This window comes from Patescibacteria group bacterium (genome assembly GCA_020148045.1).
In the GTDB taxonomy this organism is placed as follows: Bacteria; Patescibacteriota; Minisyncoccia; order Minisyncoccales; family GWA2-38-27; genus JAHCRG01.
Genome location: JAHCRG010000006.1, coordinates 48,909 through 67,712, shown reverse-complemented (window position 1 = coordinate 67,712; position 18,804 = coordinate 48,909). Strand labels below are relative to the sequence as shown.

General features: G+C 36.2%; 28 protein-coding genes and 1 tRNA gene. 4 read left to right on the top strand and 25 right to left on the bottom strand.

Going from position 1 to position 18,804, the window contains the following annotated elements:
- Position 1 precedes the first annotated feature (1 nt).
- The 14 genes from rplN to fusA form a co-directional block, all read right to left on the bottom strand.
- A complete protein-coding gene (gene rplN, locus KJA13_01825; GenBank protein MBZ9577756.1) occupies positions 2–370 on the bottom strand; it encodes a 50S ribosomal protein L14 in 369 nt (122 codons plus the stop codon).
- The gene (rpsQ, locus tag KJA13_01820) at positions 367–594 is read right to left on the bottom strand and encodes a 30S ribosomal protein S17 (protein ID MBZ9577755.1); all 228 of its coding nucleotides are present in this window, start codon (positions 592–594) and stop codon (positions 367–369) included. The genes rplN and rpsQ overlap by 4 nt, the downstream gene beginning before the upstream one ends.
- Positions 576–764 (bottom strand): 50S ribosomal protein L29, encoded by a 189-nt coding sequence (rpmC, locus tag KJA13_01815; protein MBZ9577754.1) that lies wholly within the window; start codon positions 762–764, stop codon positions 576–578. The genes rpsQ and rpmC overlap by 19 nt, the downstream gene beginning before the upstream one ends.
- Before the next feature lie 2 nt (positions 765–766).
- Complete coding sequence (gene rplP, locus KJA13_01810) at positions 767–1,171, bottom strand: 50S ribosomal protein L16 (protein ID MBZ9577753.1); 405 nt, start codon at positions 1,169–1,171, stop codon at positions 767–769.
- Positions 1,172–1,178: 7 nt separating this feature from the next.
- Positions 1,179–1,925, bottom strand: a complete 747-nt coding sequence (rpsC, locus tag KJA13_01805) for a 30S ribosomal protein S3 (protein MBZ9577752.1) — start codon at positions 1,923–1,925, stop codon at positions 1,179–1,181.
- 3 nt (positions 1,926–1,928) lie between these two features.
- The gene (gene rplV / locus KJA13_01800) at positions 1,929–2,498 is read right to left on the bottom strand and encodes a 50S ribosomal protein L22 (protein ID MBZ9577751.1); all 570 of its coding nucleotides are present in this window, start codon (positions 2,496–2,498) and stop codon (positions 1,929–1,931) included.
- Positions 2,499–2,501: 3 nt separating this feature from the next.
- On the bottom strand, positions 2,502–2,816 hold the full coding sequence (rpsS, locus tag KJA13_01795) for a 30S ribosomal protein S19 (GenBank protein ID MBZ9577750.1): 315 nt from the start codon (positions 2,814–2,816) through the stop codon (positions 2,502–2,504).
- Positions 2,817–2,840: 24 nt separating this feature from the next.
- Positions 2,841–3,641 (bottom strand): 50S ribosomal protein L2, encoded by an 801-nt coding sequence (rplB, locus tag KJA13_01790; protein MBZ9577749.1) that lies wholly within the window; start codon positions 3,639–3,641, stop codon positions 2,841–2,843.
- Between the two features lie 3 nt (positions 3,642–3,644).
- Positions 3,645–4,106 (bottom strand): 50S ribosomal protein L23, encoded by a 462-nt coding sequence (gene rplW / locus KJA13_01785; protein MBZ9577748.1) that lies wholly within the window; start codon positions 4,104–4,106, stop codon positions 3,645–3,647.
- 39 nt (positions 4,107–4,145) lie between these two features.
- A complete protein-coding gene (gene rplD, locus KJA13_01780) occupies positions 4,146–4,775 on the bottom strand; it encodes a 50S ribosomal protein L4 (GenBank protein MBZ9577747.1) in 630 nt (209 codons plus the stop codon).
- A gap of 96 nt (positions 4,776–4,871) precedes the next feature.
- Positions 4,872–5,444, bottom strand: a complete 573-nt coding sequence (gene rplC / locus KJA13_01775; protein ID MBZ9577746.1) for a 50S ribosomal protein L3 — start codon at positions 5,442–5,444, stop codon at positions 4,872–4,874.
- 100 nt (positions 5,445–5,544) lie between these two features.
- Positions 5,545–5,892, bottom strand: coding sequence for a 30S ribosomal protein S10 (gene rpsJ, locus KJA13_01770; protein MBZ9577745.1), 348 nt, complete (start codon positions 5,890–5,892; stop codon positions 5,545–5,547).
- Positions 5,893–5,958: 66 nt separating this feature from the next.
- Positions 5,959–7,158 (bottom strand): elongation factor Tu, encoded by a 1,200-nt coding sequence (tuf, locus tag KJA13_01765; protein ID MBZ9577744.1) that lies wholly within the window; start codon positions 7,156–7,158, stop codon positions 5,959–5,961.
- A 125-nt stretch (positions 7,159–7,283) separates the two neighbouring features.
- Positions 7,284–9,389 (bottom strand): elongation factor G, encoded by a 2,106-nt coding sequence (gene fusA / locus KJA13_01760; GenBank protein MBZ9577743.1) that lies wholly within the window; start codon positions 9,387–9,389, stop codon positions 7,284–7,286.
- Between the two features lie 146 nt (positions 9,390–9,535).
- On the opposite strand from fusA, the gene KJA13_01755 reads away from it, so the two are divergent.
- Positions 9,536–9,742, top strand: coding sequence for a hypothetical protein (locus KJA13_01755; protein ID MBZ9577742.1), 207 nt, complete (start codon positions 9,536–9,538; stop codon positions 9,740–9,742).
- 84 nt (positions 9,743–9,826) lie between these two features.
- Here the strand turns inward: KJA13_01755 and rpsG are convergent, their stop codons facing one another.
- The 3 genes from rpsG to KJA13_01740 are packed head-to-tail and all read right to left on the bottom strand — an operon-like array spanning position 9,827 to position 11,391.
- Positions 9,827–10,297 carry a 30S ribosomal protein S7 gene (gene rpsG, locus KJA13_01750; protein ID MBZ9577741.1) on the bottom strand — a complete coding sequence of 157 codons (471 nt, stop codon included), beginning with the start codon at positions 10,295–10,297 and terminating at the stop codon, positions 9,827–9,829.
- Between the two features lie 13 nt (positions 10,298–10,310).
- A complete protein-coding gene (gene rpsL / locus KJA13_01745; GenBank protein MBZ9577740.1) occupies positions 10,311–10,724 on the bottom strand; it encodes a 30S ribosomal protein S12 in 414 nt (137 codons plus the stop codon).
- A gap of 43 nt (positions 10,725–10,767) precedes the next feature.
- Positions 10,768–11,391, bottom strand: a complete 624-nt coding sequence (locus KJA13_01740) for a site-2 protease family protein (GenBank protein MBZ9577739.1) — start codon at positions 11,389–11,391, stop codon at positions 10,768–10,770.
- 63 nt (positions 11,392–11,454) lie between these two features.
- Between KJA13_01740 and KJA13_01735 the strand changes: the two genes are divergently transcribed.
- The 3 genes from KJA13_01735 (at position 11,455) to KJA13_01725 (ending at position 12,653) form a co-directional block, all read left to right on the top strand.
- On the top strand, positions 11,455–11,676 hold the full coding sequence (locus KJA13_01735) for a hypothetical protein (GenBank protein ID MBZ9577738.1): 222 nt from the start codon (positions 11,455–11,457) through the stop codon (positions 11,674–11,676).
- 1 nt (position 11,677) lies between these two features.
- Positions 11,678–11,751: transfer RNA gene (locus KJA13_01730), tRNA-Pro, on the top strand.
- Between the two features lie 77 nt (positions 11,752–11,828).
- Complete coding sequence (locus tag KJA13_01725) at positions 11,829–12,653, top strand: metallophosphoesterase (protein ID MBZ9577737.1); 825 nt, start codon at positions 11,829–11,831, stop codon at positions 12,651–12,653.
- Between the two features lie 227 nt (positions 12,654–12,880).
- Here KJA13_01725 and KJA13_01720 read toward each other — a convergent pair whose 3' ends face one another.
- The 8 genes from KJA13_01720 to KJA13_01685 form a co-directional block, all read right to left on the bottom strand.
- A complete protein-coding gene (locus KJA13_01720) occupies positions 12,881–13,954 on the bottom strand; it encodes a nucleoside monophosphate kinase (GenBank protein ID MBZ9577736.1) in 1,074 nt (357 codons plus the stop codon).
- Entirely contained in the window at positions 13,951–14,793 is an 843-nt protein-coding gene (locus KJA13_01715) for an MBL fold metallo-hydrolase (GenBank protein MBZ9577735.1), read from the bottom strand. The genes KJA13_01720 and KJA13_01715 overlap by 4 nt, the downstream gene beginning before the upstream one ends.
- A gap of 58 nt (positions 14,794–14,851) precedes the next feature.
- Positions 14,852–15,010: a hypothetical protein gene (locus KJA13_01710; protein ID MBZ9577734.1), complete on the bottom strand. Its 159-nt coding sequence runs from the start codon at positions 15,008–15,010 to the stop codon at positions 14,852–14,854.
- 108 nt (positions 15,011–15,118) lie between these two features.
- The gene (mnmA, locus tag KJA13_01705) at positions 15,119–16,165 is read right to left on the bottom strand and encodes a tRNA 2-thiouridine(34) synthase MnmA (protein MBZ9577733.1); all 1,047 of its coding nucleotides are present in this window, start codon (positions 16,163–16,165) and stop codon (positions 15,119–15,121) included.
- A complete protein-coding gene (locus tag KJA13_01700) occupies positions 16,162–16,734 on the bottom strand; it encodes a DNA-3-methyladenine glycosylase (GenBank protein ID MBZ9577732.1) in 573 nt (190 codons plus the stop codon). Before KJA13_01700 ends, mnmA begins: the two co-directional genes overlap by 4 nt.
- Complete coding sequence (locus KJA13_01695) at positions 16,722–17,195, bottom strand: iron-sulfur cluster assembly scaffold protein (GenBank protein MBZ9577731.1); 474 nt, start codon at positions 17,193–17,195, stop codon at positions 16,722–16,724. Before KJA13_01695 ends, KJA13_01700 begins: the two co-directional genes overlap by 13 nt.
- The gene (locus KJA13_01690) at positions 17,188–18,351 is read right to left on the bottom strand and encodes a cysteine desulfurase (GenBank protein MBZ9577730.1); all 1,164 of its coding nucleotides are present in this window, start codon (positions 18,349–18,351) and stop codon (positions 17,188–17,190) included. The genes KJA13_01695 and KJA13_01690 overlap by 8 nt, the downstream gene beginning before the upstream one ends.
- Positions 18,335–18,739, bottom strand: a complete 405-nt coding sequence (locus KJA13_01685; GenBank protein ID MBZ9577729.1) for an Rrf2 family transcriptional regulator — start codon at positions 18,737–18,739, stop codon at positions 18,335–18,337. The genes KJA13_01690 and KJA13_01685 overlap by 17 nt, the downstream gene beginning before the upstream one ends.
- Positions 18,740–18,804: the final 65 nt, after the last annotated feature.

Below are 18,804 nucleotides of genomic sequence, written 5' to 3'. Positions count from 1 at the left end.
TTTATACAATATCTTTGGCTAAATTGATTATTTTTTCAAATCCTTTTTCCCTTAATTCCCGGGCTACTGGGCCAAAAATTCTTCCCCCTTTTGGATTATTCCCTGTCTCTAAAATTACTACTGCATTGTCATCAAAGCGAATATAGGAACCATCAGACCTTCTTAAGGCTTTTTTCTGCCTAACGATAACTGCTTTTACCACATCGTGTTTTTTAACTGGTCTTCTTGGCTCAGCTACTTTAACTGCTCCTACAATAATATCACCGATTTGAGCATATCTTCGACGCGTACCGCCTAAAACCCGGATGCATTGAATTATCTTTGCTCCGCTATTGTCTGCAACTTTTAACATTGATTGCGGCTGTATCATGACACTATTCTCCACTTTTTATCTTTACTTATTGGACGACACTCTTCAATAGTAACTTTATCTCCTACTTTATACTCTCCTTTGTCATAATGGGCTTTATATTTCTTATGAACCTTATATCTTCTTTTATATCTAGGATGTTTTTTTACTCTCTCCACTTTAACAACTACTGTTTTTTGCATTTTATTTGATACTATGGTTCCTTTTAATCTTTTTTTTGGCATAATCTTGTAAGGATACGAGCTATATCCTTTTTAGTTTGTCTAATTTCTCTCACATTTTTTACCTTACCCGATGTTAAATCAAAACGAAACTGTCTTAATTTCTCTTGATTATTCTGTAAAAGTTTTTGCAATTCTTTTCGGGATTTTTGTTTTAATTCTTTTGCCTTCATAATTATCTTTTAATAAACTTTGTCTTTACTGGCAGTTTATCACCTGCTTTTCTAAATGCCTCTCTGGCTTTTTCCTCAGGTATTCCCTCAAGTTCAAAGATAATCCTACCCGGCCTTATAGGAAAAACATAATGGTCAACCGAGCCCTTTCCACCGCCCATCGGCACCTCAGTTCCTTTTTTAGTTACTGGTTTATCTGGAAAAATCCTAATCCAAAGCTTTCCTCCTTTTCTTAGATATCTAATAATAGCCCTTCTGGCTGCTTCAATCTGACGTGATGTTATCCACTTTGTGCCCATTGACTTCAACCCATAACTACCAAAAGCCAGCTCAGTTGATCTGGCTTCAATGCCTTTAGACCTTCCCTTTCTCCATTTCCTATGTTTAACTTTTTTAGGCATTAATATAGCCATATTAGAATTTTTCTCCTTTATATATCCAGACCTTCACTCCAATTACTCCGTAACTACAATGTGCCTCAGCTTTTGCATAATCAATATCAGCCCTAATGGTCTGACGAGGAAGTTGACCTGTTCCTAACCACTCTCTTCTGGCAATTTCTACTCCATTGAGCCGGCCCGATACTTCTATTCTTGCTCCCTGAATTTCTTTGTGACCAGTAATCTTACTTAGTGCTCGTTTTAGAACTCGTCTGTAATGAACTCTTTTTTCAATTTGTTGAGCAATCCACTGGGCACTCAAGCTGGCAGAAGTCCAAGGATCTTTAATTTCCCTGATTTCAATTCTTAGTTCTTTTTCTTTGCCCGCCGACTTCGTCTGGCCATAGGCCGAAGCCCGCCCAAGGCGGGCGGAGGCGAGTCCTCTTTGTTTCTTTGTCTTCTTTTCTTCTTTATCCGTTTTCTTGGCAAGAGATTTCTTTAAAATTTTCTGCTCCAGCTCTTTTTTTAACTCCTCAATTCCTTCTCCTCCTCGACCAATAATAAGACCTGGCCTAGCACTAGAAATAATAATATTTAGCTTGTTGGGAAACCTTTCAATTTCAATCTTTTCTACTCCAACCCTGCTTAATTTCTTTTTTAAAAATTCTCTAATTCTAAAATCCTCCTCCAAGCATTCTGCAGGTTTTCTATAAAATCCTCGTGAATCCCAATCAGTTATTTCTTTTACTCGATATGCTTTTGGATGAACTTTGTGAGACATAATTTAGAAGGCCTTTCGCCTGAAAATACGTTTTATTCCTCTCGTAATTTTAGGTTTCGGAGCCTCTGTTTCCGGTCTTAACTTCGGTTTTTCAATCTCCGGAATTTCTTTGGTCTCTTCTTCCCTCTTTCCTTTGCCTGCCGGGGCCCTGCCTACCGGACGGGCAGGCCTAACGAGGGCGGGTTTCTTTTTAACTTTTTCTTTTTTGACCTTCTTCGCTTTTTTAACTTTCTTGCCAGGGGTAATCTCGTCTAAAACTAAAGTCAGATGGGAAGTTTTTTTCTGGATTTCATGAGCCATACCTCTTGATCTCGGCCTCCATCTCTTAAGCTTAGGCCCTTCATTAACAGTAATTTTTGAGATATATAAATTATCTGGGTCAAGTTGAAAATTGTGACGGGCATCGGCAACAGCTGTTTTTAAAAGTTTGAGCAAGGGTTTTGCTGCTTTTTTTGTAGTAAAATTTAAAAAATTCTGAGCTTCCTCAATTTTCTTTTTCCGAATCATATCAGCTACTAATCTAACTTTTCTGGGCGCTATCCGAAGATATTTTAATTTAACTGTCACTGCCATAATTTATTCTTTTAGTTTTTCCGCTTCTCTCTGGGCTACTTTTTGTTCCAATCCTCGCTGCATTTTTCCACCGTGTCTCATAAACTTCGTAGTTGGAGCGAATTCTCCCAGTTTATGACCAACCATATCTTCAGTTACCTGAACTGGAATGTGTTCCTTGCCATTATGAACTCCAAAAGTAAAACCAACCATTTCAGGAGTAATAGTGCAAAACCTTGCCCAGGTTTTAATCACTGTCTCATCGCCTGGCTTTAATTTCTTAACCTTCTTTAATAATTTCTCGTCTACGTATGGACCTTTTTTGAGCGATCTAGCCATAATTATGTAAATAGTTTATTATCTTCATTTCTTCTTTTCTCTTCTCTTAATAATATATTTATTTGTCCACTTTTTCTTCTTTCTTGTCTTTACTCCCAAAGCAGGTTTTCCCCAAGGTGTTTTCGGATACTTTAAACCAATGGGTGACCTTCCTTCCCCTCCTCCATGAGGATGGTCTGCTGGAACCATTGCTGTCCCACGGACGGTTGGCCTTCTTCCTCTTAAACGACTCCTTCCAGCTTTTCCTATGGTATGGTATCGCCACTCTGAATGGGAAACTGTCCCTACGGTAGCGAAACAATCCTGAAACACTTTTCTAATTTCTCCCGAAGGCATTTCCAAATTCGTATATTTCCCCTCGTGGGCCAAAACTTTTGCAGCATTACCTGCTGCTCTAACCATTCTTCCTCCCTTTCCAGGCACAAGTTCAATGTTATAAACCATAGTTCCTACCGGAATGTTTTTAACTTTAATTCTGTTTCCTATTTTAACTTCGGCTTTTTCAGCACAAATTATCTCATCTCCAACTTTTATATCACTGGGAGCTAACCGATAACGCTTTTCTCCATCATTATACTCCAAAAGAACAAGAAAAGCAGTTCGGTAAGGGTCATATTCTAAGGCAATAACTTTGGCAGGGATATCAATCTTCTCCTGGCCAAAATCAACCAGCCGATATCGCCTTTTTGCCCCACCTCCTCGATGACGAACAGTTATCCGTCCAGACCTTCCCCTCCCTGCTCTCTCTTTCAAACTCAAAAGCAACCTCTTCTCAGGCCTCTTTTTGGTTAATATTTTCTTCTGTGATAATTTCTTTTTTTTCATGTTTTAACGAGGCAAAATCTCAATCTTCTGCCCCTTCTTTATCTTTACAATTGCTTTTTTGTATCCCTTTCTCCATCCCTTCTGCTTTCCTAATCTCCTTTTTCTTTTAGGAATATTAATAATTTTAACACTAATTATACTTACTCCGTATAAACCCTCAATTGCTTTTTTTATTTCATTTTTATTAGTTCTTGGCGAAACTTTAAAAACATATTTATTTTCTCCCTCTATCGCAGTTGTCTTCTCTGTTACATGAGGAGAATATAAAATTTGAGATGACTTGCCTAAAATTCTCTTCTTTGGCCTCTTAACTGCTGGTTTAACTTCGGGTAGAGGACGGGCCTCTACTTTCTTCCCATCCTTCGGCTGGCCAACCGTAGGTTGGTCTATCTTCTTCTCTGGTTTTTTCTCAACTTTTTTCTTTTCTATTTTTTTCTTTTTTTTGAAAAAATCAAATAAACCCATGGTTCTAAAATTTCTAATTTCTAAAAAAATTTGAATTAATTATTTCAAGAATGTGTCTTTAATTATTTTTATTGCCTCTTTTGGCATTACTAAATATTTATATGAAAGCAAATCCAAGACATTTAAATCTTTTGCCTGCATTGTAGCAGTTTTTGGAATATTTCTTGTTGCTTTAATTATATTCTTATCTTTCCGGAGCAAAACCACCAAGCCAGAACCTTTTTTCAAAAATAATTTATTTAAAATCTCTGCCATTGCTTTCGTTTTTGCTTTTTCAATTTCTAACTTATCTAAAACCAAAAGTAAATTTTCTTTTGCTTTGGCTGACAAAACCATAAATAAAGCTTTTCTTCTCATTTTTTTGGGAATTTTCTTTTTAAAAACTTTCACAGTTGTAGGCCCAAAAGTTACTCCTCCTCCTCTCCAGATTGGAGAACGAATTGAACCTGCTCTTGCCCTTCCTGTTCCTTTTTGCCGCCAGGGCTTTCTTCCCCCACCACGGACCTCTGCCCTGCCTTTTGTTTTAGCTATCTTTCTTCTCCGATTTGCAGTCTGGACCAAAGCAACCTGATGCACCAAATCAGGGTTCATTTTTACCTTAAATATCTCTTTCGGTAATCTTGCCTCTCCAACCTCTTTACCTTTTTGATCATATACTTTTACAATCATAGTTTTTCGCAAGCGCCTCGATTACGGAGTGCTTTTTTATTTGCTCTTGACAACGTTCTTAGGTTTGCGGAAATGTTTAAAGTATCACTTTAAACACTACCCTCTAATCTCCAATAATGTTCCTCTTCTGCCGGGGACAGCTCCTTTTACTGCTAATAAATTATTCTCTGGGTCAATTTTTACTACTTTTAAATTTTTAACTGTGACTCTTTCGGCTCCCATTCTGCCAGGCATTTTCTTTCCTTTGATAACTCTTTGAGGGAAAGATGAGCCAATTGAACCCAGTGTCCTTTCTTCATGTTTTGTTCCGTGAGTAGCCGGTCTGCCGTGAAATCCCCATCTTTTAACTGCACCAGCAAATCCCTTTCCTTTAGAAACACTAGAAATTTTTACTTTATCACCTTGTTTAAAAATTGACACATCAATCTTATCTTTGACTTTATATTTTGAGACATCATTTTTGAACTCTTTAAGATATCGATAGGGTCTATCTTTCTGGGGTTTTTTAATTTTTTTCTCTTTTAATTTTTCAAATCCAATTTGAACTGATTCTTTTTTTATTTGAGTAACATAACAAGGGCCAGCTCCAATTAAAGTCACTGGAATAACATTTCCTTTATCATCAAAAATTTGACTCATTTCTAATTTTTTACCAAGGATGAATTTCATAACAATGGGAATAAAAAAACTGGGCCATCGCCCAGTTTTTTTAAAAGGCAATGTTAATTTATTTTAACAAAATTTTCAGGTTTTAAAAATATTAAACATATTATATTTTTATTTCAATGTCAACTCCGGCGGGCAGAGTTAAACCCATCAAAGCGTCAATCACATTGGGATTAGGGTTCAAAATATCAACTAAACGTTTATGGACTCGCATTTCAAACTGCTCACGGCTATCTTTATGAATAAAAGAAGAGCGATTCACTGTATACTTGTGAATTTCGGTTGGTAAAGGGACAGGTCCGGAAACCTCAGCTCCATGTCTCAAAGCTGTTTCAACAATCTGTCGAGTGCTATTATCAATCACTTTATAATCATAAGCTTTCAGCTTTATCCTAAGCTTTGGTTTTATTTCTTCTTCTTCAACTGCTTTCTTTTTGGCCTTGGCTGGCATCTTAAAGGAACACTTTTATGGATATTTAACAATATTCGCCCATTCGGTTACCGAATGAGCGAATATCTATTTAATGATTTTTACCACTACTCCAGCTCCCACTGTCTTTCCTCCTTCCCTAATTGCAAATCTTTGTTTTTCTTCAAGGGCAACCGGAGCAATCAATTTAACTGCCAAATTAACGGTATCACCAGGCATAACCATTTCTGTTCCTTCTGGCAAGGTTACATCTCCTGTAACATCAGTGGTTCGGATATAAAACTGGGGCTTATATCCTTTAAAGAAAGGGGTGTGTCGTCCACCTTCTTCCTTAGTTAAGATATAAATTTCACCTTCAAACTCAGTGTGAGGAGTAACTGTTCCTGGTTTTGCTAAAACCTGTCCTCTTTCAACCTCCTCTTTTTTAAGACCTCTAAGCAAAACACCGACGTTATCTCCTGCCCTTCCTTCGTCAAGAATCTTGTTAAACATTTCAATGCTTACTGCCACTGTTTTTGTGGTGGGCTTTATACCAACTAACTCCACTTCTTCATTGGGTTTAATTATTCCTCTTTCAACTCTTCCAGTAGCAACAGTACCTCGACCCTCAATAGAGAAAACATCTTCAATAGCCATTAAAAAGGGCTTATCAATCTCTCGGGTGGGTTCTGGAATATGCTCATCTAAAGCTTTGACTAAATCTAAAATCGGTTTAGCTGCCTCATCGTCTGCTGACTTAACTTCCAAAGCTTTTAAGGCAGAACCCCGGATTATTGGAATTTTGTCTCCAGGAAATTCATATTTTTTCAAAAGCTCTCGAATCTCAGACTCAACCAAATCAATAATTTCTTTGTCATCAACCTGATCACATTTATTTAAGAAGACAACTATTGAAGGTATCCCTACTTGGCGAGCAAGCAAAATATGCTCTCTGGTTTGAGGCATCGGGCCATCAGAAGCTGAAACAACTAAAACTGCCCCATCCATCTGGGCTGCTCCAGTAATCATATTCTTGATATAATCTGCGTGACCAGGACAATCAATGTGAGCGTAGTGTCTTTTCTCTGATTCATATTCAAGGTGAGAAACAGAGATTGTAAGACCTCTGGCTTTTTCCTCTGGAGCTGCGTCAATTTGCTCAACTGTTTTTGTTTGGGCTTTCAAACCTTTTAGGCCTAAAACCTTTAAAATTGCAGCAACCAAAGTAGTCTTCCCATGGTCAACATGACCAATGGTGCCAACATTAATATGGAGTTTTGCCCTCTCAAATTTTTCTTTTTCCGCCATGTTAAACTTGAAACTTGAAACTTGAAACTTGAAACTTCTAAATGTTTCGGGTTTCAGGCCCCAGGTTTCATGATTTTAAGGTTATATTATTATCTTATTATTTTTAAAAAATTTGTCAATGTTAATTACCGTCTTTTTCCTTCAATAATCTCCTGGGTAATATTTGAAGGCACTTCTTCATAATGGTCAAATTCCATTGTGAAATTTCCCCTTCCTTCAGTTAGAGACCTTAAAGCGGTAGCATATCCAAACATTTCAGCTAAAGGAACCTTAGCATCAATAACTTTTAGATTTAGCCGGTCTTTAGTTTCTTCAACTTTTCCACGCCTAGCAGACAAATCCCCTATCGCATCTCCAAAAAACTCTGAAGGAACAATGACTTCTAATCTCATAATCGGCTCCAGCAAAACTAGATTTGCTCTCTTTGCTGCTTCCTGAAGAGCAGCCGAAGCGGCAATTTTAAAAGCATTCTCTGAAGAATCCACTTCATGAAAAGACCCGTCATATAAAGTGGCCTCTAAATCTACCATTGGATAGCCTGCTAAAATCCCTTTATCCATTGCTTCTTTTACTCCCTTCTTCACTGCCGGAATAAATTCTTGGGGGATAATACCTCCTTTAATCTTGTCTATAAACTCAAATCCCTCACCTCGCTTTTTCGGCTTGAGCCGCAACCAAACATGTCCATACTGACCTCTGCCTCCTGACTGTCTAATATACTTTCCTTCTGCTTCAGCTTCTTGTTTAATTGTCTCTTTATAAGCAACCTGGGGTTTTCCAACTGAACCCTCAACCTTAAATTCTCTTTTCATTCGCTCAACAATAATTTCAAGATGCAGCTCACCCATTCCCGAAATAATGGTCTCCCCGGTTTCCAAATCGCTTTTCATCTTAAAGGTTGGGTCCTCTTCTGATAATCTTTTAAGAGCTAAACTCATTTTTTCTTGGTCTGCCTTTGTTTTTGGCTCAATTCTTATAGAAATAACTGGTTCTGGAAAGACAATTTTCTCAAGAACAATTGGAGCGGTCTCATCACAAAGGGTATGACCTGTCCTGGTATTTCTAAGGCCGACCGTAGCGGCAATATCCCCAGTAAAAATTTCTTTTACTTCTTCTCTCTCAGCAGCATGCATTCTTAAAATTCGGCCGATTCTTTCTTTTTCACTTGTGGTTGAGTTTAACAAATAAGAGCCGGCTGTCAAGGAACCGGAATAGACCCTAAAATAAGTAAGCGTACCAACATAAGGGTCAGCTGCGATTTTAAAAGCGAGGGCTGAAAATTTTTCTGAATCATCCGGCTCTCTCTTTATCTCTTTGTCAGTTTTAGGGTCAATTCCTTTAACCGGTGGCATATCTTTTGGACTTGGGAAATAATAACAAATAGCATCAAGCAGGGGTTGAATTCCTTTATTTTTTAGAGCAGCTCCGCAAAATACCGGAATAAGTTTATATTCTAAAGTAGCCTTCCGTAGGGTCTTTCTAAGGTCTTCTATTGGAATTTCCTTGCCACTTAAATATTTCTCTAAAAGCTTCTCATCTTCAGCAGCAATCTTCTCAACCATTTTCTCTTGCCATTTCTTCGCCTCTTTTGATAAATCTTTTGGAATCTCCTCTTCTTTTACTATCTGACCAAAATCACCCTCAAATTTTAAGGTCTTCATTTCTAAAAGATCAATTATTCCTTCATGCTTATCTTCCTCCCCAATTGGTATTTGCAAAGCTACTGCATTTGGAGTTAACTTCTCTAAAATAGACCCTAAGCTCTTTTTAAAATCAGCTCCTGTTCTATCTAACTTATTAATGAAACAAATTCTTGGCACTTTAAATTTATCTGCCTGATGCCAGACAGTTTCTGACTGTGGCTCAACTCCAGCCACTCCATCAAAAACCACCACTGCCCCATCCAAAACTCTTAATGATCTTTGAACTTCAGCAGTAAAATCAATATGGCCAGGAGTATCAATAATATTTATCCTGTATTCATTTTCTTTTTTTCTCTCTTGGCCTCCGGGTACCCAAAAACAAGTGGTAGCAGCTGAAGTAATGGTAATTCCTCTTTCTCTTTCCTGCTCCATCCAATCCATAATTGCCTGACCATCATGAACCTCGCCTATTTTATGAGAAATTCCAGTATAGAAAAGCACCCGTTCAGTAACGGTTGTCTTTCCAGCATCAATATGAGCAATAATTCCTATATCTCTAACTTTTTCAATTGGATATTCTCTCGGCATAAATTTGAATTATGAATTAAGAATTATGAATTATGAATGAATTTTTAATAATTTAATTTTCAAACCTTGACATTCATAATTTAATCTGTTAATATTATATTAGTATCGAAAACGAAATAAATTATTCTTTTGAAAGGATAAACAAGATGTTTACGAGTGTTATCGAATTTTCAGGTGGTAGAGTTTTAGCTGGAGCATTTACCAATTTGGCGATTTGCTTTCTTGCTTTTATGATTATAGTCGCTATAGGGATTCTTGCCGATGCCTGGTGTTCCCGTAAAGACAAACCGAAGTATGACGACGATTATCATTACGGAGCCCCTGGATCACCTTACGGCCATTCAGATATCTAAAAATGGGGTCTCCTCAGTTCTTTTTTACAAAAGCACCGAAGATCGGTAGGTGGAAACACCGAGGATCAGTAGGTGCTCTTTTATTTACCAGGCGAAGTGGGCAAAGGCGCGGTTGGCTTCGGCCATCCGGTGGGTGTCGGTTTTCTTTTTTATCGCCCAGCCAGTGTTATTTGCCGCATCCATTAATTCAGCAGCTAATTTCTCTCTCATTGGTTTTCCTTTTTTTGATTTAGCTCCTAAAATTATCCAACGCATAGCTAAGGTTAATCTTCTATCCCCTTTCACTTCTACCGGAACTTGATAAGTTGCTCCACCAACTCTTTTTGATTTTACTTCAAGTAAGGGAGAAGCATTTTCAAGAGCTACCTCAAAAACTTCTAAAGGTTCTTTTTTAGTTTTTTCTTTTATAATATCAAAAGCCCGATAAACAACCTTCCTAGCTATCGTCTTTTTTCCCCGCCTCATAATTTGGTTAATAAACTTAGCAACAATAACATTGTTATAGACAGGGTCAGGCATTATTGGATGTTTTTTTATCTTTTTCCCTTTAGCCATGTTACAAAAGGTCTTATTTTTTCTCTTTCTTCGTTCCGTACCTACTCCTCCCTTGTTTTTTTCCTTCCACTCCTTCTGTATCTAAAACTCCTCTAACTATATGATATCTTACCCCGGGCAAATCTTTAACCCTTCCTCCCCGAATCAGGACAATTGAGTGCTCTTGAATATTGTGCCCTTCTCCAGGAATGTAAGCGGTAACTTCCATTCCATTAGTCAAACGAACTCTAGCCACCTTTCTTAGAGCTGAATTGGGTTTTTTGGGAGTAGCAGTAAAAACTTTAAGGCAAACTCCTCTTTTATACGGTGAAGGATATCCTTTTGGTCTATTTTTGAGAATGTTGAAACTAAATGCTAAAGCAGGCGTCTTTGAACGCTTTTTTTCTTTTTTTCTGCCCTTTTTGATTAGTTGATGAATTGTAGGCATAATTTTTAAAGTTAACAAATAAACTTAATGGTGTCAATATTTTTTAAGGGAACGGAACACCAACAATTAAGGCGGAAATCCAATTAACAATATAAAACAAAAATGAGAAAAACCACGGAAAAAAGAAAATAAGAAAAATTAAAATAAAAATACCAAACTGACTTAGAAATATTTTTATTTTTTGCATTGAATAAGGCAAGAAAGCGAAAAGAACGTGGGAACCATCCAAAGGAGGAATAGGAATCAAGTTGAATATAGCTAAAAGTATATTTATAATCACAATAAAAGAAAAAGCTGCATAGAGATTAATAGGAATTAAATCTAAAAAGAAACCAAGACGAAGAATCAAGCCAAAAATTAAAGCTATGCCTAAATTTGCTCCTGGTCCAGCTAAAGCTACTTTAAGAGAACCATATTTTTGGTCGCGAAAATTACGAGGATTAATTGGCACTGGCTTCGCCCAGCCAACACCTGTACCTGTCATAAGAATTAAAAAAACTGGTACAATCACCGAGCCAATTGGATCTAAGTGTTTTAGAGGATTTAAAGTCAACCTGCCAGCATATTTTGCCGTAGGGTCGCCTAAATAATTTGCTACTGTCCCATGAGAAACTTCATGAATAACAATAGAGAAAACTAAAACAATAATCTGAAATAAAATTTCCATATTATTAACAATAATAACATAAATCTTGCTAAGATTAAAATATTCTGGTAAAATAAAACCACTATGGCAAAAGAATGCACGATTTGTGGGAAAAAATCAATAATGGTTTGGAGGTTAAAAAAACTCAGAGGGAAATACAATCCAACCGTCAAGAAAAGAAAATATCCCAATTTACAATGGGTACGTATTCCTATTGATGTAAAAAAGAGAGCTTATCGAAAGTTTGCTGGTAAGCGAGTTTTGGCTTGCACGAAGTGTATCAAAGCAATAGGAAAAAGGAAATAATCGGGGCATGGTGTAATTGGATAACATACGCGCATGGGGTGCGCGTGATTCCCGGTTCAAGTCCGGGTGCCCCGACTATAATATTAAGAGTTTCAGCCTACGGCTGACCAACCATAGGTTGGCAATTCTCGGCACCCCGACAACAATATCATATGAAACTCAAAAAATTATTATTAGCAGCAATTGTAATTTTAATTGCCGCTGTATTATTTTGGTTTCTATACCAACCTTCCTTAGAAACCTTTGTTATTTACGGAGATAGTCGAACTGGTCACGCTGCTCACCAAAAAATTGTAAATGCCATTGCAGGAATAAAACCCACGGTTGTCTTCCACGCAGGCGATCTTGTAGAAGACGGCGCAGATCCCGACCAGTGGGCAATCTTTAATGCGATAACTTCCGAATTAACTAAAACTGCGGAGTTTTATCCTGCTTTAGGAAACCACGAAGGTAATTCTCAATTGTTTTTTGATAAATTTGATTTACCAAACAATGAACAATGGTACTCTGTAGAAAAAAATGATATCCATTTTATTGTATTGGATAGCAATTCTGATAACAGCAAGGATTCAGAACAATATAAATGGCTTGAATCTGATTTAAGAAATATTAGCGACAAAATCAAATTTACCATAGTAATCTTTCACCATCCACCTTTAAGCACTGGCCCACACCCTGAAGATGAAAAAGGACTTAGACAGACGATTGTGCCTTTATTTGAACAATATGGTGTAGATATAGTTTTCAATGGACATACCCATGCTTATGAAAAATTATTATATAATGATATTTATTATATTATTACCGGTGGAGGAGGAGCCCCTCTTTATGACCAAGCACGAACAAGTCCTTACAGCCAATTATTTATAAAAGTTCATCATTTCTGCAGATTGTCTATTACTGATAATCAATTGGTTGTAGATGTATTTGATGCTGACTTAAATCTCATAGATCAATTTAAGATAAACTCAAAATAAGAAAGGAAGTTTTTGGAATCAAAAATAGCCGTTAGTCCCGGCTATTTCTATATTTAAAGCCCCGCAACATCTAGAAAGAATCTTTAGGAAAAACTTCCAAGTGGTTGTCCGCACATACCCGCCACGGCGAGTACAGATATAGGATTTACCCAAAAAACAAGTATAGTCCAAGATCTAACCAGATAATCACAGGGCTATTTTATTATACCATATAGCAAAATAATAAGTCAACCCCCGAGGGCTTCCGTTATCTGTTTGATTAAAGAAACTACTACTGGTGGAGGCATCAAGCTATAACAAGGAACTCCGTTATCATCCAAGACCTGCCAGGGCTTTTCAGTTATCTTTACCCTTCCCTTTTTCTCATCCCATTGATAACTATATTCTGGAGTAATTTCATAATCATCAACAAATTTTTTAGCTTTGTCCTTTGGAACAGAGTTTCTTAAAAGAACTTTGGGAATTCCATAGAGCGAAAAAGCCTGTTTTATTAGTTTTTCATCTGTCTTTAATCTTTCCTTAATCGGCTCTATCCCTAATGCGTCACCTTCTTTTTGAACCATTCTTGCTCCTTGACAATCAGAATCATCGCAGATAAGATGAAACTTTTTTTCTTTTTTATCATATTCAACTTTCTTTGTCGGAAGAAGTTTTAAATTCCTTGAAGTTTGGCAAAGAGGACAAACCACTCTATACTTTATTCTTTCATCAATTACTGCTTCCGGAACATCAATAAGCACAAAAATATCGGGGTCTTCCCGATAATCAATTAAATCTCTAAAAAATAATGAATAAGCAACCTGACCTAAATCTCTGGGAAAGCCGTCAATAAAAAGAACTTTTCTTCCTCTTTTTGCTATTTCTTTTTTTACCAAAGCCAAAATTAGCTCAGAGGGCAAAAGGGTTTTGGTGCTTCTTTTCTCTAATGACTTAATTATTTCTTCTAAAGGTATAAATCCCCGATAATTTTTCTCCAAAAAAGAAATTAACTCTTTCCTTTTCTTTTTATCTTGTACAACTTCATCAAACTTGCGAACCATATCCCCAATAGAGAAGTGCTCTACCCTATCTTTATCAACCACTTCTTTAAACATTTTGGCATAAGTTCCTTTGCCAGAATTCTTTTTGCCCAAGAGATAAGCAATAAAAGTATTCTCTTTTAAGTATTCTCTAAGTTTTTTAATTTCTTCTCCAGCTTTGAAATCAAAATAGGCCTGACGTTGCTTAAAATCAGTCAGGTCAAACTTCTTTGAAGAATTATTAACTTTAGTTTTAAAAATTGGAAACTCTAAATTTCTCATTGGATTTTAAAATTGTTTCCATCAGAAACAATTTTTATATCTCCTAATTCTTTGGTTATTAATACTTGTATACCAAATTGATTAAGATTTGCCAAGACCTCAGGGTGTGGATGATTCCAATTATTCTCTCCAACACTGATAACAGCAACCTCAGGAGAAACTGCTTCTAAAAACTCTAAACAACTTGATGTCTTGCTTCCATGATGGGCTACTTTCAATATATCTGAATCAACAATTAATTGCTTTTCTATTTTCTTTGAAATGTCTCCAGTAAATAGAAAAGAAACATTATTAAAAACTAATTCAGCAACAATAGAGGTATCATTGCTGTTTTTAAATTCCTGACCTTCTAAATTCTCAAACGGATAAAGAATGGAAAGATATATATTTTCAGATAAATCTATTTTCTGATCAGCCTCAGCTATTATTATATCAGCCCCCTCTTTTCTAATCAATTTCTCCCACTCTTCCCACTCAGCAGTATCCCTAATAATTCCTGTCCATAAAATATTTTTTACTTCATATCTTTTTAAAACTTCAAGCAAGCCAAAGAAATGATCATGCTCCGGATGAGTTAAAATTATCAAATCTATACTTCTATCATAAAAAGGCATTTCTTTTGCCAACTTCTCTAAAACAGTTAAATCAGGTCCTCCGTCAATCAAAACCTGATGCCTATCAGGCGTTTCAACAAAAATGGCATCTCCTTGGCCAACATCAAAAAACACTACTTCAAGAAACCTCGGTTGACTCAAATCCCAAACAACAATCCAAGCAACAACATTCAAACAAACCAAAATCCCTAAAACAACCCAAACTAATTTTTTTTGTCTAAACATCTACCTTCTTTAACTAAACAGCCCCGGCAGACGGGGCTGTGGTTCGAAACGAAACTCCCTAATCCTTCTTTCCTAAAATTCGGAACATCTTGGTGCCGCAATTTGGACAAGTGCCGGTGAGAGCTCTCCTTTTTACCTTACCTTTTCCTTTCATTGCTACTTCTCTTTCATTTTGTATTTCTCTTTTTGCTTTACATTTAACGCAATATCCTTGCATAGTAATATATTTTGGTTAGCAATTTTTAAAACCGACCTTTAAGAGTTTAATAAAGTTATTCACACCTTTATTATATATATTTTACCTTAATTTAAGCAAAAACAATAGTCAAGCCCTTAATACCGATTTGGTCTGAGGGTAATTTGAAATAATGCCGCCGCCTAATAATTCCTGGCCTTTATAAAAAACTACTGACTGGCCAGGGGTGACTGCTCTCTGGCCTCTGGAAAAAACTACTTTTATTCTACCATTCTTTTGTTTTTTAATAGTAGCTGAAACCTCGCTATGACGATAACGAATCCTTGCTTTCACCTTCAAGGGCATTTTTGGCTCTTTGTCTGAAACCCAATTAACATTTTTAGCAATTAGTTCTTTTTTATACAAGTCCTTTTTGTTTTTAGTGATGATTAAAACATTCTTTTTTAAATCTTTATCTAATACATAAAAAGGACCCTTAGGAAGTTCTATTCCCTTTCTCTGGCCAATAGTATAAAACCACAAACCTCGATGTTGTCCAATTACCTTGCCTTTGTTATCAATAATCTTGCCTGGTTCCAGCTTAAGATGCTTTTTTAGAAAATCTACTGTAGTCGTCTGAATAAAGCAAATTTCCTGGGACTCTGGAATATCTAAAACAGGCAATTTAAATTTCTTTGCTAATTCCCTAACTTCAGTCTTTGTATAATCTCCAATTGGGAATAAAATTTTCCCCAATATTTTTTGGTCCAATTGCCATAAAAAATATGACTGATCCTTTTCTTTATCTTTGCCTTTTAATAGTTTGTTTCCCTTTCTTCTAACGTAGTGCCCAGTTGCAACGTAATCAGCTTCCAGAGATAATGCCTTGTTTAGCAAAATGCCGAACTTAATTTCTTTATTACAAACCACGCAAGGATTAGGAGTTCTTCCTTTTTTATATTCTTTTAAAAAATAATCCACAATTCTTTTTTTAAATTCTTTTTCAAAATTAAAGACATAAAAAGGAATACCTAACTTCTTAGCTACTCTTTTGGCTCTTTTTTCATCAAAACTTGGCCATAACTTCATAAAAACTCCAACAACATCAAAACCATCTCTTTTTAATAGAGCCGCTGCCACACTTGAATCAATACCCCCAGATATAGCAATTATTACTTTTTTAGTTTTTTTTCTCATTTCACTAAATATTTTTTAAAATCCTTTATTAAAAATCGCAATTTGCGGTGGGACCAGTAGGAACCGGCGTAATCAATGCCAATTCTTTTTGTTGCTAAGATTTGAGATGGTTTAATTTTCTCGCCGCGATCTTCCAACCAAATTCTTTTGCTTTTCGTTAAATCCTCTCCATAAAACGACTTATCTAATTTTAAATAACGGCAAAGCTTGCCTGGTCCATTAGCTGAAGAAATTTCACCTTCTTCAGGTTCTATGGCACGAATAAGCACACACTCTGGCTTTTCCTTTTTGCTGGTGGAAATATTCATTTGCCAGTACATTCCATAGACCAAATAAATATAAATATGGCCGCCGACAAAATATTCAGCCCTGTTTCTTGGCGTTATTTTCCCTCCAAAAGCATGAGAGGCCTTATCTTGGGGACCAATATAAGCTTCGGTTTCTATAATTTTCCCAACCAGTTTTTCTCTGCCAATTTTCCTAACAATATACTTACCCAAAAGTTCTTTGGCTACCTCTAAAGTTGGCCTTACGTAAAAACTTCTGGTTAATTTTTTTATTTCATCCATTTTTTATATCTTTTCTCTATTTCTTTTCTCTCTTTTTCTATTTTCTGGTGTCTTTTCTGAAGTTCTTCTGGAATTTCTTTTTTATTCTTTAATAAATAATCATAAATTGCTTCAGACAAAGCATCAACACCAAGTAATGAACAATGATATTTTAGAGAGGGCAATCCTCCTAATGACTTTACAACTTTGTTACTGTCAATCTTTAGTGCCTCTTCCAGGATTTTTCCTTTCGCCAAATCAGTAACAACACTACTGGTGCTAATTGCAGCCACGCAGCCAAAAGTCTCATACTTTATATCCTTAATTCTATCTTTCTCTACTTTAATATAAAGCCAGAGGACATCGCCGCAAACGATGTTCCCCACTTTTCCAATGCCAGAAGGATTTTTTATTTTTCCGTAATTATGAGGACTTGAAAAATGCTCAATAACTTTTTTTGAATAGGGACCAGATTTATTCATGTTTAAATGGTGAGATTTTTCTTAATTTCTTAACTATCCCAGGCAATACCTTGATTAAATAATCAATATCTTTTTCTTTTGTCCATCTGCCCAAAGAAATCCTTAAAGAGCCGTGAGCTTCCTGGGGTTTTAAGCCGATTGCCAAAAGAATATGGCTTGGTTCTAATTTTGCAGAAGAACAGGCAGAGCCGGTTGAAACAGCAGCTCCTAAAAGATCAAGTTGGGTAACTAAAGATTCCCCTTCAATAAAAGAAAACCAGAAATTAGCATTATTTGGCAATCTTCTGGTAGGGTGACCGTTTAAATGAGAGTTTTCTATTTTAAGAACATTTTTTATCAATTTATCTCTTAACTTAGTTAATCTCTGGCTTTCTTTTTTCATTTCTTTTTTACAAATCTCACAGGCCTTAGCAAAACCAACAATTGCCGGCACATTTACTGTTGAACCCCTCAAACCCATTTCTTGGCCCCCACCGTGTAAAAGAGGCTCAATTTTAGTTCCCTCCCTAACAAATAAGCAAGCTGCTCCTTTTGGCCCATACATTTTATGAGAGCTGGCTGTCAATAAATCAATGTTCATTACATCAATAGGAATTTTTCCAAAACTCTGGACAGCATCAGTGTGGAAATAAACTCCTTTTTCTTTGCAGATTTTTCCAATTTTCTCAATTGGCTGAATAGTACCAATCTCATTTGAACCATGAATTATTGAAACTAAAATCGTATCTTTTCTTATTGCCTTTTTAACATCCAAAGGATTAACTAAACTATATTTATCAACCGGTAATCTGGTTATTTTAAATCCTTGTTTCTCCAACCAATTTGCTGTTTCCATAATACAAGGATGCTCAATTTGGGAAATAATGATGTGGCGGCCTTTATTACGATTCGCAAAAACTATTCCCTTTAAAACAAGATTATTACTTTCAGTTGCAGAACCAGTAAAAATTATTTCATTTGGTTTAGCACCTATTAGATTTGCCACTGCTTCTCTGCTTTTTTCCAAAGCAATTTTAGCATCCTGGCCAAAGCTATGAAGAGACATTGTGTTACCAAACTTTTCAATAAAAAAAGGTTCCACCACTTTTTTCACGCGAGGATCTACTGGAGTTGTAGCTGCGTAATCAAAATAGATTTTTTTATTTTTTCTTGCCATTTTTTTTAATTAAATCTGCTAAAGTTACAGAATCTAAAGTGGATTCTAAAGAATCCTGGACTTTCTCCCAAACACTTTTCGCTGAACATATTCTTGCCATTTGGCATCCTGCGCAACTAACTGGCACCGTGCTCTCCAAAACCCTAACAATCTCCCCTGCTGTAATATTTTTTGGCTCTTTAGCCAAAAAATATCCCCCTTGAACACCTTTCTTAGCTTTTACCAAACCTGCTTTTTCTAACTCTGAAATTATCTTCTCTAAAAAATCAAAAGGAATCTCTTCTTTTTCAGAGATTTCTTTTATTGGACAAACTTTATCTTTCAGAGCATTCTTTGCCAAATAAACCATTGCCCGAACTCCATATTGTGATTTCTTTGAGATTTTCATAATAAAAACCGACTAATTTCGTCGGTTTTAGTATAACAAATAGCAAGATACTATGTCAACCTGTT

Bases quoted from the DNA above. Each gene is read 5' to 3' on its own strand.
- KJA13_01735 (MBZ9577738.1), top strand. From the start codon at position 11,455: ATGGCAAAAGAATGCACGATTTGTGGGAAAAAATCAATAATGGTTTGG.
- rplC (MBZ9577746.1), bottom strand. From the start codon at position 5,444: ATGAAATTCATCCTTGGTAAAAAATTAGAAATGAGTCAAATTTTTGAT.
- KJA13_01725 (MBZ9577737.1), top strand. From the start codon at position 11,829: ATGAAACTCAAAAAATTATTATTAGCAGCAATTGTAATTTTAATTGCC.
- rpsJ (MBZ9577745.1), bottom strand. From the start codon at position 5,892: ATGCCAGCCAAGGCCAAAAAGAAAGCAGTTGAAGAAGAAGAAATAAAA.
- rpsC (MBZ9577752.1), bottom strand. From the start codon at position 1,925: ATGTCTCACAAAGTTCATCCAAAAGCATATCGAGTAAAAGAAATAACT.
- KJA13_01710 (MBZ9577734.1), bottom strand. From the start codon at position 15,010: ATGCAAGGATATTGCGTTAAATGTAAAGCAAAAAGAGAAATACAAAAT.
- fusA (MBZ9577743.1), bottom strand. From the start codon at position 9,389: ATGCCGAGAGAATATCCAATTGAAAAAGTTAGAGATATAGGAATTATT.
- KJA13_01700 (MBZ9577732.1), bottom strand. From the start codon at position 16,734: ATGGATGAAATAAAAAAATTAACCAGAAGTTTTTACGTAAGGCCAACT.
- KJA13_01695 (MBZ9577731.1), bottom strand. From the start codon at position 17,195: ATGAATAAATCTGGTCCCTATTCAAAAAAAGTTATTGAGCATTTTTCA.
- rplD (MBZ9577747.1), bottom strand. From the start codon at position 4,775: ATGATTGTAAAAGTATATGATCAAAAAGGTAAAGAGGTTGGAGAGGCA.
- KJA13_01685 (MBZ9577729.1), bottom strand. From the start codon at position 18,739: ATGAAAATCTCAAAGAAATCACAATATGGAGTTCGGGCAATGGTTTAT.
- rplW (MBZ9577748.1), bottom strand. From the start codon at position 4,106: ATGGGTTTATTTGATTTTTTCAAAAAAAAGAAAAAAATAGAAAAGAAA.
- KJA13_01690 (MBZ9577730.1), bottom strand. From the start codon at position 18,351: ATGGCAAGAAAAAATAAAAAAATCTATTTTGATTACGCAGCTACAACT.
- rpsS (MBZ9577750.1), bottom strand. From the start codon at position 2,816: ATGGCTAGATCGCTCAAAAAAGGTCCATACGTAGACGAGAAATTATTA.
- tuf (MBZ9577744.1), bottom strand. From the start codon at position 7,158: ATGGCGGAAAAAGAAAAATTTGAGAGGGCAAAACTCCATATTAATGTT.
- KJA13_01720 (MBZ9577736.1), bottom strand. From the start codon at position 13,954: ATGAGAAATTTAGAGTTTCCAATTTTTAAAACTAAAGTTAATAATTCT.
- KJA13_01715 (MBZ9577735.1), bottom strand. From the start codon at position 14,793: ATGTTTAGACAAAAAAAATTAGTTTGGGTTGTTTTAGGGATTTTGGTT.
- rpsQ (MBZ9577755.1), bottom strand. From the start codon at position 594: ATGCCAAAAAAAAGATTAAAAGGAACCATAGTATCAAATAAAATGCAA.
- rpsL (MBZ9577740.1), bottom strand. From the start codon at position 10,724: ATGCCTACAATTCATCAACTAATCAAAAAGGGCAGAAAAAAAGAAAAA.
- KJA13_01755 (MBZ9577742.1), top strand. From the start codon at position 9,536: ATGTTTACGAGTGTTATCGAATTTTCAGGTGGTAGAGTTTTAGCTGGA.
- mnmA (MBZ9577733.1), bottom strand. From the start codon at position 16,165: ATGAGAAAAAAAACTAAAAAAGTAATAATTGCTATATCTGGGGGTATT.
- KJA13_01740 (MBZ9577739.1), bottom strand. From the start codon at position 11,391: ATGGAAATTTTATTTCAGATTATTGTTTTAGTTTTCTCTATTGTTATT.
- rplB (MBZ9577749.1), bottom strand. From the start codon at position 3,641: ATGAAAAAAAAGAAATTATCACAGAAGAAAATATTAACCAAAAAGAGG.
- rplV (MBZ9577751.1), bottom strand. From the start codon at position 2,498: ATGGCAGTGACAGTTAAATTAAAATATCTTCGGATAGCGCCCAGAAAA.
- rpmC (MBZ9577754.1), bottom strand. From the start codon at position 764: ATGAAGGCAAAAGAATTAAAACAAAAATCCCGAAAAGAATTGCAAAAA.
- rplN (MBZ9577756.1), bottom strand. From the start codon at position 370: ATGATACAGCCGCAATCAATGTTAAAAGTTGCAGACAATAGCGGAGCA.
- rpsG (MBZ9577741.1), bottom strand. From the start codon at position 10,297: ATGGCTAAAGGGAAAAAGATAAAAAAACATCCAATAATGCCTGACCCT.